We start from the raw sequence: 14,426 nt of genomic DNA, 5'->3' as shown, positions 1-14,426 counted from the left end.
CCGTTAAGATAGTCGGCTTTTCAAGGCGGGAGTCAGGCAGTATGGCGCAGCAGTATCAACCGGGGCAACGCTGGATCAGTGACAGCGAAGCCGAGCTAGGTCTGGGGACCGTTCTGGCACAGGACGGCCGCTTATTGACCGTGCTCTACCCGGCCACTGGCGACACCCGCCAGTATTCCCTGCGCAATGCGCCGCTGACCCGGGTGCGCTTCTCGCCCGGCGATCAGATCACTCACTTCGAAGGCTGGAAGCTGACCGTGCGCGAAGTCGACGATGTCGACGGCCTGCTGGTTTACCACGGCCTCGATGCGCAGAACCAGGCCTGCACCCTGCCGGAAACCCAACTGTCGAACTTCATTCAGTTCCGTTTGGCCAGCGACCGTCTGTTCGCCGGGCAGATCGACCCGCTGTCGTGGTTTTCGCTGCGCTACAACACCCTGGAACACACCAGCCGCCAATTGCAGTCTTCCCTGTGGGGCCTGGGTGGCACACGTGCCCAGCCTATCGCCCACCAGTTGCACATTGCCCGTGAAGTCGCCGACCGTATTGCCCCACGGGTACTGCTGGCCGATGAAGTAGGCCTGGGTAAAACCATCGAGGCTGGCCTGGTCATTCACCGCCAGTTGCTCTCCGGCCGTGCCAGCCGCGTGCTGATCCTGGTTCCAGAGAACCTGCAGCATCAGTGGCTGGTAGAAATGCGCCGCCGCTTCAACCTGCAGGTTGCCCTGTTCGACGCCGAGCGTTTCATTGAGAGCGACGCCAGCAACCCGTTCGAAGATGCCCAACTGGCGCTGGTCGCGCTGGAATGGCTGACCGAAGACGAAAAAGCCCAGGACGCGCTGTTCGCCGCCGGCTGGGACTTGCTGGTGGTCGACGAAGCGCACCACCTGGTGTGGCACGAAGATCAGGTCAGCCCCGAATATGCGCTGGTCGAACAACTGGCTCAGGTGATCCCGGGCGTACTGCTGCTCACCGCAACTCCGGAACAACTGGGCCAGGACAGCCACTTTGCGCGCCTGCGCCTGTTGGACCCGAACCGTTTCCACGACCTCGCCGCCTTCCGCGCCGAGAGCGAGCACTATCGCCCTGTGGCCGAAGCCGTGCAGGAGCTGCTGGACGAAGGACGCCTGTCGGCCAAGGCACACGCCACCATCGAAGGTTTCCTCGGTGCCGAAGGCGAAGCACTGCTGGCGGCGGTCAACGATGGTGACAGCCAGGCCAGCGCACGCCTGATTCGCGAATTGCTTGATCGCCACGGCACTGGCCGCGTGCTGTTCCGTAACACCCGTGCTGCGGTCCAGGGCTTCCCGGAACGCAACCTGCACCCTTACCCGCTGCCAAACCCAGACCAGTACATGGAACTGCCGCTGGGCGAGCATGCCGAGCTGTACCCTGAAGTGGCATTCCAGTCCCAGAGCGACAGCGACGAAGAAGAGCGCTGGTGGCGCTTCGACCCACGGGTCGACTGGCTGATCGATACCCTGAAAATGCTCAAGCGGGTCAAGGTCCTGGTGATCTGTGCCCACGCCGAAACCGCGATGGACCTGGAAGACGCCCTGCGCGTGCGCTCGGGTATTCCTGCCACGGTGTTCCATGAAGGCATGAGCATTCTGGAGCGCGACCGCGCCGCGGCTTATTTTGCCGACGAAGAATTTGGCGCCCAGGTGTTGATCTGCTCGGAAATCGGCAGTGAAGGCCGCAACTTCCAGTTCGCCCATCATCTGGTGCTGTTCGACCTGCCCGCCCACCCAGACCTGCTCGAACAGCGTATCGGGCGTCTTGACCGGATTGGCCAGAAACACACTATCCAACTGCATGTACCGCACCTGCAGAACAGCCCGCAAGAGCGCCTGTTCCAATGGTACGACCAGGCCCTGAACGCCTTCCTGGCCACCTGCCCGACCGGCAACGCCTTGCAGCATCAGTTCGGCCCGCGCCTGCTGCCGCTGCTGGAAAGCGGTGACGACGGCGAATGGCAAGCCCTGGTTGACGAAGCCCGTGCCGAGCGCGAGCGTCTTGAAGCCGAACTGCACAGTGGTCGCGACCGCCTGCTGGAGCTTAACTCGGGTGGCGCGGGTGAAGGTCAGGCGCTGGTTGAAGCGATTCTTGAGCAAGACGATCAGTTCACCCTGCCGATTTACATGGAAACCCTGTTCGATGCCTTTGGTATCGACAGCGAAGACCACTCGGAAAACGCACTGATCCTCAAGCCGAGCGAAAAAATGCTCGACGCCAGCTTCCCGCTGGGCGATGACGAAGGCGTCACCATCACCTACGACCGCAACCAGGCGCTGTCTCGCGAAGACATGCAATTCATTACCTGGGAGCACCCGATGGTTCAGGGTGGCATGGACCTGGTGCTGTCCGGCTCGATGGGCAACACCGCGGTGGCGCTGATCAAGAACAAGGCACTCAAGCCGGGGACTGTGCTGCTCGAACTGCTGTATGTCAGTGAAGTGGTGGCACCTCGTGCCCTGCAACTGGGCCGCTACCTGCCACCGGCTGCCTTGCGCTGCTTGCTCGACACCAACGGCAACGACCTGGCCTCGCGCGTGTCGTTCGAGACCCTCAACGACCAGCTCGAAAGCGTGCCTAAAGCCAGTGCCAACAAGTTCATCCAGGCCCAGCGCGATGTGCTGACGCCGCGGATCAACAGCGGCGAAGCCAAGATCATGCCGCGCCACGCCGAACGTGTTGCCGAAGCGCAGCGCCGCCTGGCAGCGGAAACCGATGAAGAGCTGGCGCGCCTGACCGCTTTGCAAGCGGTGAACCCAAGCGTGCGTGACAGCGAAATCGACGCGTTGCGCAAGCAACGTGAGCAAGGTCTGGCCATGCTGGAAAAAGCCGCACTGCGCCTGGAGGCGATCCGGGTATTGGTTGCCGGTTGAGTCCATTGTTGTGATCGCGGGGCAAGTCGGGTCGCCGCACCGCCGCTCCTACAGGTAATCTGTGGGAGCGGCGGTGCGGCGACCCGACTTGCCCCGCGATGCTTTAGAACCCACCGCTATTAAGCCAATGTCCAAATCGTAGCAATCAAAGTGCCATTAATCCGGATGGGTTAATGCTCTGTTTCTATACTCCTGTCCAACAGTCTCCAGACGGTCTTTGGGGGACGAGTGAAAACTCGACAAAGAGGCAGGCTATGGAGTGGGTGGGACTACAAATGCTCGCCGATCTTCCGGCTACCGGACAGATCATTCTGGACTGCAAATACAACCCTTACCTGGTTGCCTTGGCGTTGCTGGTTGCCGGTGCTGGCAGCTTTGCCACCCTGAGCATGGCTGAACGCCTGAGCCACGTAGAGCAACCTGCAGCCCAGCGCCAATGGCGATTGCTCGGTGCCTGCTGCCTGGCCGGTGGGGTCTGGGCACTGCACTTCATCAGCATGCTGGCATTCCAGGCACCCATTGAGGTGCAGTACGACTTTTCGCTCACCGGCCTTTCCTTGATGGTCATGCTGCTCGCCGGCTGGCTGGCCATGAACACCCTCAGCCGTCGCGATCTTCACAGCCGCCATTACTTTCAGGCCGCCAGCTACACCGGCGTAGGCATCGCCGCGATGCATTACATCGGCATGAGCGCGATGCGCTCGAACGCCGAACAGTTTTACCGCGCCGACATGTTTGTCGCCTCGATTGCCATTGCCATCGGCACCAGCCTGTTGGCGGTCTTTCTGGCCCGTTATTTCCGCTATGGCAGTGGCACGCTCTATCAACTGCTCAAGTACGCGGCCAGTATGTTGATGGCCGCCGGCATTTTCGCCACTCACTTCACGGGCATGTGGGGCATGACCCTGGTCATTCCTGCCGATGCCACCGTGGTGTTGCCAAGCGCTGACAATAACCTGCAACTGAGCCTGACCATCGCCTTCATCACCTTGCTGATCAGCGCCAGCAGTATCAGTGCCGCGCTGTCCGACCAGAAGCTGCAAAGCAAGGAGCATGACCTGCGCCGCGTCAATGTCCTGCTCAGCCAGCTGGATCAGGCACGGGTCTCGCTGCAGCAAGCGGCTCATTACGATGCCCTGACCAACCTGATCAATCGTCGTGGCTTCAACCAGGTGTTTGCCGAACGGCTGATCGAGCAGGCCACCAACGAAGGCATGCTGGCGGTGATGTTCCTCGACATCGACCATTTCAAGCGCATCAACGACAGCCTCGGCCACGATGCTGGCGATGAGCTGCTCAAGGTCATTGCCGGCTACATCAAGGCCGCCACCCGCAGCCAGGACGTGGTTGCACGCTTCGGCGGGGATGAGTTCTGCATTCTCACTTCGCTGAGCAACCGCGAAGAAGCACGCAATCTTGCCCAGCGCATCATGCAGAAAATGAAAGAACCGATCGACCTGGCCGGGCGGCGCATGGTCATGACCACCAGTATTGGCATCAGCATTTTCCCCGACGACGGCGTAAGCGCTGAGGAGTTGCTGAAAAATGCCGACCTTGCCCTTTATCAGTCCAAGGGTTGCGGACGCAACAGCCTGAACTTCTTCAACAGCAGCCTGAAGACACGCGCCACCCTTGAGCTGCAACTGGAAGAAGAACTGCGCAGTGCGTTGTTCGAAGAACACGGCTTGCGCATTCACTACCAGCCGATTTTCGACCTGCATACCGGGCAAGTCGCCAAGCTTGAAGCCTTGGTGCGCTGGCAGCATCCACAACATGGCTTGCTCAGCCCGGATCGTTTCATCGGCATCGCCGAAGCCAATGGCCTGATCACCGACCTTGACCTGTGGGTAATGCGCCGCGCCTGCCAAGACCTGGCGCAACTCGACCGTCATGGCTACAGCGGCCTGAAAGTCACCGTCAATTGCTCGGCATTGACCCTGGGCCACGAAGCCCTGCCCCACGAGGTCGCCAGCGCCTTGCAAAACGCCGGGCTTTCAGCCTGCAAGCTGGAACTGGAAGTGACCGAAAATGCATTGATGGGCAATATTCACAACACCATTGCCATGCTCAAGGAGATTCGCGCCCTTGGTGTTTCACTGTCGATCGATGACTTTGGCACCGGCTACTCGTCGCTGGCCTACCTCAAGCGCCTGCCCCTGGACACCCTGAAGATCGATCGCTCGTTCATTCAGGATGTACCGCATTGCCCACAAGACATGGAAATCGTGCAGGCCATCATCGTCATGGCCCACACCCTGCACCTGCAGGTGATCGCCGAAGGTGTGGAGTTCATCGAGCAGTATCAATTTCTCGCCCAACAGGGGTGCGATTTCGTGCAAGGCTACCTGCTCAGCCGCCCCGTGCCCCTGGGCGATCTGCGTTCAATTCTTGATCAGCTCGATCAACGCAGCGCGCCTTCACTCGCCCGTTTCAGTCCTTACCTCGGTACAAATCAATCAATGTCGCCGGATCTTTTTGCAGATACCCCTGACTACCATGTAAGCGCATCAACTGTGCGGCCAGGCCGCTGAGAGGCGTCGCCGAGCCCTGCTCGCGTGAGAATTTCACCGCGGTATCGAGGTCTTTGAGCAACGTGCGCACGTGCCACTTGACCGGCTCGAAACGACTTTCGGCCATTTGCGGGGCGAGAATCTGCAGTGGCTTGGAGTCGGCAAAACCACCGGCCAGCGCTTCGGCGATCAGGCTGGCGTCCACCCCGGATTGCTCGGCAAGTGCCACCACCTCGGCAATCACCAGGGCGTTACAGGCCACAATCATCTGATTACAGGCCTTGGTCACCTGCCCTGCTCCCACCGCGCCCATATGCGTGACCCGTTGGCCCAGGGTCAACAGCACCGGGCGCACGCGCTCAAGGTCTGCCGCAGCGCCACCGACCATGATCGCCAGCGTGCCAGCCTCTGCGCCAGGCGTACCACCGGAAACCGGTGCATCGAGCCAGCTCATACCACTGAGTGCCGCCAGCTCCGCCGCCATTTCGCGGGTAGCGGTGGGCTCCAGGCTGGAGAAATCCACCAGCAACTGCCCGGCCCTGGCGCCCTTGGCAATGCCTTCGGCACCGAACACCACCTCTCGCACCACCGCCGTATCGGCCAGACACAAAAGCACCACATCGGCCGCCTGGCAAAGCTCGGCAGGCGTCGACACCACCTGGGCACCGGCGTCGGCCAACGCCGCGCATTTGTCCGGCGAACGGTTCCAGACCGTCAACGGGTACCCCGCTGCCAGCAAGCGCCGACACATCGGCAACCCCATCAGACCAATTCCGGCAAACCCCAGTGAAGGACGTGCAGTGCTCATGTACAGCTCCAGGCAGATTAAAGAAGTTGAACGATTGGACGATTCAGTTTGCAGGCGTGACAAGGAAAACTCCTACACGGTTAGGGTAAACCCCTATCGCTCACGCCAAATGCGCACTGATACAGTCGCGAAACTTATCCAGTGATGGCTTTATGACATTTACCAGAACAGCCACCCACCCCCAGGCAAATGGCGCAAAATGACCTCCAAGACTACTTCTGCCAACGCGGTTTCCGAGCTGACCTTACCCACTCCCGCGTACAGCGCTTCGGGCTCGAAAGAATTCTACAGCCCGCGAGCGCTTAACCCGCAGCAGTACCTGTACTTCACCGAGACCGATATCCAGCGCATCCTCGACAACCTCGACGGCTTGCGTGACCTGGTGTTCCCGCCCAGCATCCACGTCGAGGACGATAGCCAGCTCCGTCTGGATCAACAGTTTCCGTCGGTCTGCCTGATCGGCCTGGGGCGTTGCGGCTCGAACATCGCCTTGGATGTCGCCGAGCTTGTATACAACGCCCGCACCTTCTACCTCAACGAATTCAACAACGAAGACCGTGCCGGCAACGAGCCGAACTACAGCCCGGCACGCTGGATTCGTAACAACCTGCGCCTGGTGCAGAACAAGCACAGCAAGCCCGTCTTTCTGGTTGAACCCCTGGTCATGCTCGGCGACCTGGACAAAGACATTGCCGGGCGCATCCGTTTCTCGCGCAAGGGCGAAAAAAGCGGCTTCATCCGCGACTACAGCAAAATGAAGATCATGGACCTCTCGGAAGTCCATGCTGGCGGTGCCGGTAACGCCCCGATCCTTGGCCAGTACCTGGCCAAGATCATCCTCAACAAAGAAACCCATCGGTTTTCCAGCGCTGACTGGAAGCTGATTCACTCGTACCTGATCGACTCCTGCGGGATCAAGGCCAACCAGTCACGCCTGTACTTCTACATCTTCAGCGCCGGTGGCGGTACCGGTTCAGGCATGGCTTCGGAGTTCGGCCTGGCCCAGCAGTACTCGTACATGAACAAGACCTTCGACACCAAGCCTGCCGACGAGAACGACGGCAAGAGCGGGCACTCGTTTGTCTTCGAGCCGATCTTCACCAGCGGCATCTGTGTGCTGCCGAACATTTCCGACCACCGCAGCGAAATGTCTGAAGCCCTGCACATCAACGCCGGACGTTTGCTGTGCAAATACCTGTCTGAAGAATGGGACTTCTCCTATAACTTCGATAATGAAGACAGCAGCGAAGCCAGCGTCATGGGGCGCATTCGCCCATGGAACGCGATGATGCTGATTTCCAACGACATCATGCGCTACGCCGAAGAGAATGATGACGGCAACATCCAGAACATTGACGTCAATGCCATGGAGAAGCACGCCAACCAGTACATCTCCCAGCAGATCTTCAACATTCTCACTGCCCAGGCGGTCACCACCGACTACGACCAGAACTACTTCCGCCGTGCCGGCATCGACATCGGCGAAACCATCCGCCTGGACGCCAACGACCTGTTCATGAGCCTGGCCGGCCCTGTGGCCATTGCCTATGCAGAGTCCGTGGTACCGGAACAGCCGTCACCAAACTCGGACAAGTTCAAAGTGTTCGAGAAAGATCAGCCGCGCCTGAACATCGACGACCTGTTCTTCCGCTCCATCGACCTGCCGCACTTCAACAAGGTGACCCAGGCAATCGAGGGCATCAGTCTGCTGCCGATCGAGTCCAAACGTTATCGCGCGGCGCTGGAGCAGTACAAAGCCTCCGGCTATGACGCAGCCGCCCTGCACGACCTGCACTTTTTCAAAAACTGCTCGTCGGTGGTGTCGATCGTCTCGCTGCCCAAGGACTACAAACTCTCGTACATGGACCTGAACCGGCTCAAGACTCACCTCAACAGCCTGTTCCCCAACACCACCCTAAAACGCTATGCCCTGGTGATCGGTGCGTCGGCCAACCTGTCGTTGACCACCCTGATCGCCAAGAGCCCGTGCCTGTCAGACGACTTCCTGACCTTGATCGTGGCCTTCATCAAGCGCTGCTTTGCGCGTAACCCGTATCGCTTCGATGACACCCTGGACAATGCGATCCTGGAGTTCATCACCAGCGACAGCTTCGATGAAGACCGCATCGATGATCTGCTCAACGAATTCGAGAACCCGGCGAAGATCCTCGATACCAACTGGTATGCGATCAAGCCGATGTACGAGAAGAAGTACCGCGAGCTGATCAACGACAAGAGCAAGTTCGTGTCGATCAATGACATTCGTCTGTCGCGCGAATGCGTGAAGAAAGCGGTGAAATACCTGCGTGAAATCTTCCGTCACCGCATTGGCAAGACCCGCGTGATTTCGCTGAATAGTCACACAGGTAAGGTGGATTACTGAGTTAGAAGCATCGCGGGGCAAGCCCGCTCCTACACATGACGTGTAGGAGCGGGCTTGCCCCGCGACCTGTTACCGTTAACGTTAAGCACACTCAACTGTTACCAACAGCCACCTTCGCTGAACAGTCCTGCGCACCAAAATCTCCCTGCTGCTTGTTTTCGCGCACCAATCTGGGGCGCGGTCAGGCGCTTTTCTTTTCCTGAATCACAATGAACGGCGAAACCACCACCGCCCAGATCTCTGGATCGCGGCTCTGGAGGTCTAGCGCCTGCTCGGCAGTCACCTGGCCTACAGTGCCAGCATTGCGCCATGCAGCGAAGGTTTCACTGCGGTTCTCGGCCATTGCCTGCGCAACTTCGATCAGGTCCAGACTCGCGTCGACCCAAATCAGGTCACCCTTGGCCCAAAAACGTTCCAGGGCTTTCCACTCGATTACTGCGGTCTCGCCGAGCAGTTTGGCATAGAGGGTGCTTGGTTGATCAGTCATGGGTTCCTGCCAGAAATAATTCGACTACTGTAAGAAGTCGGTATTTTTGCAGAAAAACCCGGTTTCAAATAAGTAATTGATCGAAAAGGACTTGAAAGCAAAGGATGGCCCCGGGAATCAGGGCAAGACCAAGCCGCTTTCTTGTAAGTTTCTGTCAATTAAGCGACACGCGCCGAATTTGCCTCAGCTGGGCTGCTTTTCAAGCGACAAAGCAGCGCTCTACACTGTACCGGTACAGTTGCCAGGGCGAATTCGGTGCAATCCGGTCCTCACGCTCTGGCCGCAGGACTATAAAAATTACAACAGAATGAGTGGAGCACTATGAGTAAGGCTACTAAGCAGATTTCCAAGCTGTTTGCCGCAATGGTTCTGGCCGGGGTTGCCAGCCATTCGTTTGCCGCCGATACCATCATGATCGGCATTGCTGGCCCGAAAACCGGCCCGGTAACGCAGTACGGCGATATGCAGTTCATCGGTGCAAAACAAGCCATCAAAGACATCAACGCTGCAGGCGGCGTTGACGGCAAGATGCTTGAAGCCAAGGAATACGACGACGCGTGCGACCCTAAACAGGCCGTAGCGGTTGCCAACAAAGTGGTCAACGATGGCGTCAAATACGTGATCGGCCACCTGTGCTCCAGCTCCACCCAGCCTGCTTCGGATATCTACGAAGACGAAGGCGTGATCATGATCACCCCGGCGGCCACCAGCCCGGAAATCACCGCCCGTGGTTACAAGCTGGTCTTCCGTACTATCGGCCTGGACAGCGCCCAAGGCCCGGCTGCAGGTAACTACATCGCCGACCACGTCAAACCGAAAGTGGTTGCCGTACTGCACGACAAGCAGCAATACGGTGAAGGTATCGCCACCGCGGTCAAACAAACCCTGGAAGGCAAAGGCACCAAGGTTGCCGTGTTCGAAGGCCTGAACGCCGGCGACAAAGACTTCTCCTCGATCATCCAGAAGCTCAAGCAAGCCAACGTCGACTTCGTCTACTACGGCGGCTACCACCCAGAGCTGGGCCTGATCCTGCGTCAAGCACAGGAAAAAGGCCTGAAAGCCAAGTTCATGGGCCCAGAAGGTGTCGGCAACGACTCCATCTCGCAGATCGCTCAAGGCGCTTCCGAAGGCTTGCTGGTTACCCTGCCGAAGTCGTTTGACGCCGATCCTGCGAACAAAGCCATCGCCGATGCAATCAAGGCTGACGGCAAAGACCCAAGCGGTCCGTTCGTGTTCCCGGCCTACTCTGCAGTCGAGCTGATCGCCCAGGGCATCAAGGCGGCCAAGTCCGAAGACACCGACAAAGTGGCTGCAGCCATCCACGCCGGTACCTTCAAGACTCCGACTGGCGACCTGTCGTACGACGCCAAGGGCGACCTGAAAGACTTCAAATTCGTGGTCTACGAATGGCATTTCGGCAAACCTAAAACCGAAGTTTCCCCACAGTAATCCCGTTTGACTAAATGACTAGAAGCCCACTGTGCGAGCAGTGGGCTTTGTTTTACGAGGTTCATGGGCCTGATTCCCGCGATCCGGGGGCAGGTTCACCTGAAAATCTTAAAACCGTCACCAGCGGTTCTCTGGCAGTGCCTGGGTCGAAGTGGCTGAAGACCACAAGACCGGGCCGGGTTGCCCCACCAGTGAAATGCGTATCGGGTTTTTAGGAGCGCTGTAATGCCTGAGATCTATCACTTCTTCCAACAGCTGGTTAATGGTCTGACCATTGGCAGCACCTATGCCTTGATAGCCATTGGCTACACAATGGTTTACGGCATCATTGGAATGATCAACTTCGCCCATGGCGAGGTTTACATGATTGGCTCCTACGTGGCCTTCATTGCCCTTGCCGGGCTGGCCATGATGGGGATTCACTCACTGCCGATATTGATGACCGTCGCCTTCGTCGCCACGATCTGTGTAACCAGTGCCTATGGCTACAGTATCGAACGGGTCGCCTACCGCCCCTTGCGTAACAGCAACCGGTTGATCCCGCTGATCTCTGCCATCGGTATGTCGATTTTCCTGCAAAACACCGTATTGCTATCCCAGGACTCCAAGGACAAGTCCATCCCCAACCTGATCCCTGGGAGTATCTCCTTCGGCCCGGGCGGCGCAGAGGAAGTGCTGATCTCCTACATGCAGATCCTGGTATTCGTTGTCACCCTGGTGGCGATGACCGGCCTGACCCTGTTCATCTCCCGCTCTCGCCTGGGCCGCGCCTGCCGCGCCTGTGCCGAAGACATCAAGATGGCCAACCTGTTGGGCATCAACACCAACAACATCATCGCCCTGACCTTCGTCATCGGTGCTGCCCTGGCAGCCGTGGCGGCGGTACTGCTGAGCATGCAGTACGGCGTGATCAACCCCAACGCCGGCTTCCTGGTGGGCTTGAAAGCCTTTACCGCGGCGGTGCTGGGCGGTATCGGCAGTATCCCGGGCGCGATGCTCGGCGGGCTGGTACTGGGGGTGGCTGAAGCCTTTGGCGCCGACATCTTCGGCGACCAGTACAAGGACGTGGTGGCCTTTGGTCTTTTGGTTCTGGTGCTGTTGTTCCGTCCGACCGGCATTCTCGGCCGTCCGGAGGTTGAAAAAGTATGAACAGAAATCTCAAACAAGCGTTCTTCAGCGCCTTGCTGGTCTGGGCCGTGGCCTTCCCAGTGCTGGGCCTGAAGCTCAGCATCGACGGCATCAACCTGATCGTTCATAGCCAGGGCCCCTTCACTATCACGGTCATCGCCGTGTGCTCGGTGCTGATGTTCCTGCGCGTGCTGTTCGACAAGCAATGGAGCGCAGTGACGCGCAGCCGTTCGGACCGCAAGCTGATTTCGCCGGCCATGAGCAACTTCCTGACCCTGCCCAAAACCCAGCGCTGGGTGATCATGGGCTTGATCGTGGTAGCCCTGGTGTGGCCGTTCTTCGGCTCACGCGGCGCGGTCGACATTGCCACCCTGATCCTGATCTACGTACTGCTCGGGCTTGGCCTGAACATCGTGGTCGGCCTGGCGGGCCTGCTCGACCTGGGTTATGTCGGTTTCTACGCCGTCGGCGCCTACAGCTACGCCCTGCTCTCGCACTACTACGGTCTGAGCTTCTGGATCTGCCTGCCGATCGCTGGCCTGATGGCGGCGACCTTTGGCTTCCTGCTCGGCTTCCCGGTATTGCGCTTGCGTGGTGACTACCTGGCGATCGTGACCCTGGGCTTTGGTGAGATCATCCGCCTGTTCCTGCGTAACCTCACCGGGCTGACCGGCGGTCCAAACGGGATCAGTAACATCGAGAAACCCACCTTCTTCGGCCTGACCTTTGAACGCAAGGCCGCCGAAGGCATGCAGACCTTCCATGAGTTCTTTGGCCTGCAGTACAACTCGATCAACAAAGTGATCTTCCTCTATCTGGTCGCCCTGCTGCTGGCCCTGCTGGCACTGTTCGTGATCAACCGCTTGCTGCGCATGCCGATCGGCCGCGCCTGGGAAGCGCTGCGTGAAGACGAGATCGCCTGCCGTGCCCTGGGCCTGAACCCAACGGTGATCAAGCTGTCGGCGTTCACCCTGGGCGCTTGCTTTGCAGGTTTCGCCGGTAGCTTCTTCGCCGCCCGTCAGGGCCTGGTGACACCGGAGTCGTTCACCTTCATCGAGTCGGCCATCATCCTTGCCATCGTGGTATTGGGCGGTATGGGTTCGCAACTGGGCGTGATTCTTGCGGCCATCGTGATGATCCTGCTGCCTGAACTGATGCGTGAATTCAGCGAATACCGCATGTTGATGTTCGGTGCGCTGATGGTGTTGATGATGATCTGGCGTCCGCAAGGCCTGCTGCCTATGCAACGTCCTCATATGGAGCTGCGTCGATGAGCCGCGAAATTCTGCAAGTCAGCGGCCTGAGCATGCGCTTCGGCGGCTTGTTGGCGGTCAACGGCGTGGCCCTGACCGTCAAGGAAAAACAGGTGGTGGCGTTGATCGGCCCTAACGGTGCCGGTAAAACCACAGTGTTCAACTGCCTGACCGGTTTCTACAAACCCAGCGCCGGCACCATCCTGCTCGACGGCCAGCCGATTCAAGGCCTGGCCGGTCACGAGATTGCCCGCAAAGGCGTGGTGCGGACGTTCCAGAACGTGCGTCTGTTCAAAGAGATGACCGCCCTGGAAAACCTGCTGATCGCCCAGCACCGCCACCTGAACACCAACTTCCTGGCCGGCCTACTGAAAACCCCGAGCTTTCGTCGCAGCGAGCACGAAGCGAAGGAGTACGCGCAGTACTGGCTGGAGAAGGTCAACCTGGTGGAGTTTGCCAACCGTCCCGCCGGGACCTTGGCTTACGGTCAGCAACGCCGCCTGGAAATCGCCCGCTGCATGATGACCCGTCCGCGGATCATCATGCTCGACGAACCCGCTGCAGGTCTGAACCCGAAGGAAACCGAAGACCTCAAGGCGCTGATCTCCTACCTGCGCCAGGAGCACAACGTCACCGTGCTACTGATCGAGCACGACATGAAGTTGGTCATGAGCATCTCCGACCATATCGTCGTTATCAACCAGGGTACGCCGCTGGCCGATGGCACGCCGGAGCAGATCCGCGACAACCCTGATGTGATCAAAGCCTACCTGGGGGAAGCGTAAATGCTGCAGTTTGAAAACGTTTCCACGTTCTACGGCAAGATCCAGGCCCTGCACAGCGTCAACGTCGAGATCAATCAGGGTGAGATCGTGACCCTGATCGGTGCCAACGGTGCTGGCAAGTCGACCCTGCTGATGACCCTCTGCGGATCGCCCCAGGCCCATAGCGGTAGCATCAAGTACCTGGGTGAAGAATTGGTCGGCCAGTCTTCCTCGCACATCATGCGCAAAAGCATTGCCGTGGTGCCGGAAGGTCGTCGGGTGTTCGCTCGTCTGACCGTGGAAGAAAACCTGGCCATGGGCGGCTTCTTTACCGACAAGGGCGACTACCAGGAGCAGATGGATAAAGTCCTGCAACTGTTCCCTCGTCTGAAAGAGCGCTTCAACCAGCGTGGCGGCACCATGTCCGGTGGCGAACAGCAAATGCTCGCCATTGGCCGGGCCTTGATGAGCAAACCCAAGCTGTTGCTGCTCGACGAGCCGTCGTTGGGTCTGGCACCGATCATCATCCAGCAGATCTTCGACATCATCGAACAGCTGCGTCGTGATGGTGTAACGGTGTTCCTGGTCGAGCAGAACGCCAACCAGGCGCTGAAAGTCGCCGACCGCGCCTACGTGCTGGAAAACGGCCGGGTGGTGATGCAAGGCACCGGTGAAGCACTGCTGACCGATCCGAAGGTTCGCGATGCCTACCTGGGCGGCTGATTGCAGCAACCCGTGAAAAAAGGCCTTCGGGCC

Annotated in this window: 10 protein-coding genes; 8 read left to right on the top strand and 2 right to left on the bottom strand. The window is 59.0% G+C overall.

Annotation, left to right across the window (positions count from 1 at the left end; genetic code table 11):
- Window positions 1–41: 41 nt before the first annotated feature.
- On the top strand, window positions 42–2,888 hold the full coding sequence (gene rapA / locus ACVWSC_RS06855; protein WP_442112615.1) for an RNA polymerase-associated protein RapA: 2,847 nt from the start codon (window positions 42–44) through the stop codon (window positions 2,886–2,888).
- Between the two features lie 254 nt (window positions 2,889–3,142).
- On the top strand, window positions 3,143–5,419 hold the full coding sequence (locus tag ACVWSC_RS06850) for a putative bifunctional diguanylate cyclase/phosphodiesterase (protein WP_442112613.1): 2,277 nt from the start codon (window positions 3,143–3,145) through the stop codon (window positions 5,417–5,419).
- Here ACVWSC_RS06850 and ACVWSC_RS06845 read toward each other — a convergent pair.
- On the bottom strand, window positions 5,319–6,206 hold the full coding sequence (locus ACVWSC_RS06845; RefSeq protein WP_442112611.1) for an NAD(P)-dependent oxidoreductase: 888 nt from the start codon (window positions 6,204–6,206) through the stop codon (window positions 5,319–5,321). The genes ACVWSC_RS06850 and ACVWSC_RS06845 overlap by 101 nt on opposite strands.
- Before the next feature lie 199 nt (window positions 6,207–6,405).
- Between ACVWSC_RS06845 and ACVWSC_RS06840 the strand changes: the two genes are divergently transcribed.
- Window positions 6,406–8,589 (top strand): hypothetical protein, encoded by a 2,184-nt coding sequence (locus ACVWSC_RS06840; RefSeq protein WP_442112609.1) that lies wholly within the window; start codon window positions 6,406–6,408, stop codon window positions 8,587–8,589.
- 181 nt (window positions 8,590–8,770) lie between these two features.
- Here the strand turns inward: ACVWSC_RS06840 and ACVWSC_RS06835 are convergent, their stop codons facing one another.
- A complete protein-coding gene (locus tag ACVWSC_RS06835; protein ID WP_442112607.1) occupies window positions 8,771–9,076 on the bottom strand; it encodes a DUF2288 domain-containing protein in 306 nt (101 codons plus the stop codon).
- A 321-nt stretch (window positions 9,077–9,397) separates the two neighbouring features.
- Between ACVWSC_RS06835 and ACVWSC_RS06830 the strand changes: the two genes are divergently transcribed.
- The 5 genes from ACVWSC_RS06830 to ACVWSC_RS06810 all read left to right on the top strand — a co-directional run bounded on the left by ACVWSC_RS06830 (window position 9,398) and on the right by ACVWSC_RS06810 (window position 14,393).
- The gene (locus ACVWSC_RS06830) at window positions 9,398–10,525 is read left to right on the top strand and encodes a branched-chain amino acid ABC transporter substrate-binding protein (protein WP_442112605.1); all 1,128 of its coding nucleotides are present in this window, start codon (window positions 9,398–9,400) and stop codon (window positions 10,523–10,525) included.
- Between the two features lie 225 nt (window positions 10,526–10,750).
- The gene (gene livH, locus ACVWSC_RS06825) at window positions 10,751–11,674 is read left to right on the top strand and encodes a high-affinity branched-chain amino acid ABC transporter permease LivH (protein WP_442112603.1); all 924 of its coding nucleotides are present in this window, start codon (window positions 10,751–10,753) and stop codon (window positions 11,672–11,674) included.
- Window positions 11,671–12,927: a high-affinity branched-chain amino acid ABC transporter permease LivM gene (locus ACVWSC_RS06820; protein ID WP_442112601.1), complete on the top strand. Its 1,257-nt coding sequence runs from the start codon at window positions 11,671–11,673 to the stop codon at window positions 12,925–12,927. The genes livH and ACVWSC_RS06820 overlap by 4 nt, the downstream gene beginning before the upstream one ends.
- On the top strand, window positions 12,924–13,691 hold the full coding sequence (gene livG / locus ACVWSC_RS06815) for a high-affinity branched-chain amino acid ABC transporter ATP-binding protein LivG (protein ID WP_442112599.1): 768 nt from the start codon (window positions 12,924–12,926) through the stop codon (window positions 13,689–13,691). Before ACVWSC_RS06820 ends, livG begins: the two co-directional genes overlap by 4 nt.
- Window positions 13,692–14,393, top strand: coding sequence for an ABC transporter ATP-binding protein (locus ACVWSC_RS06810; RefSeq protein ID WP_442112597.1), 702 nt, complete (start codon window positions 13,692–13,694; stop codon window positions 14,391–14,393).
- The last annotated feature ends 33 nt before the right edge of the window (window positions 14,394–14,426 follow it).

The sequence above is a fragment of the Pseudomonas sp. NUPR-002 genome, assembly GCF_056322725.1.
The sequence above is the reverse complement of the archived record's forward strand: the minus strand, read 5'-3'. Positions and strand labels throughout refer to the sequence as shown.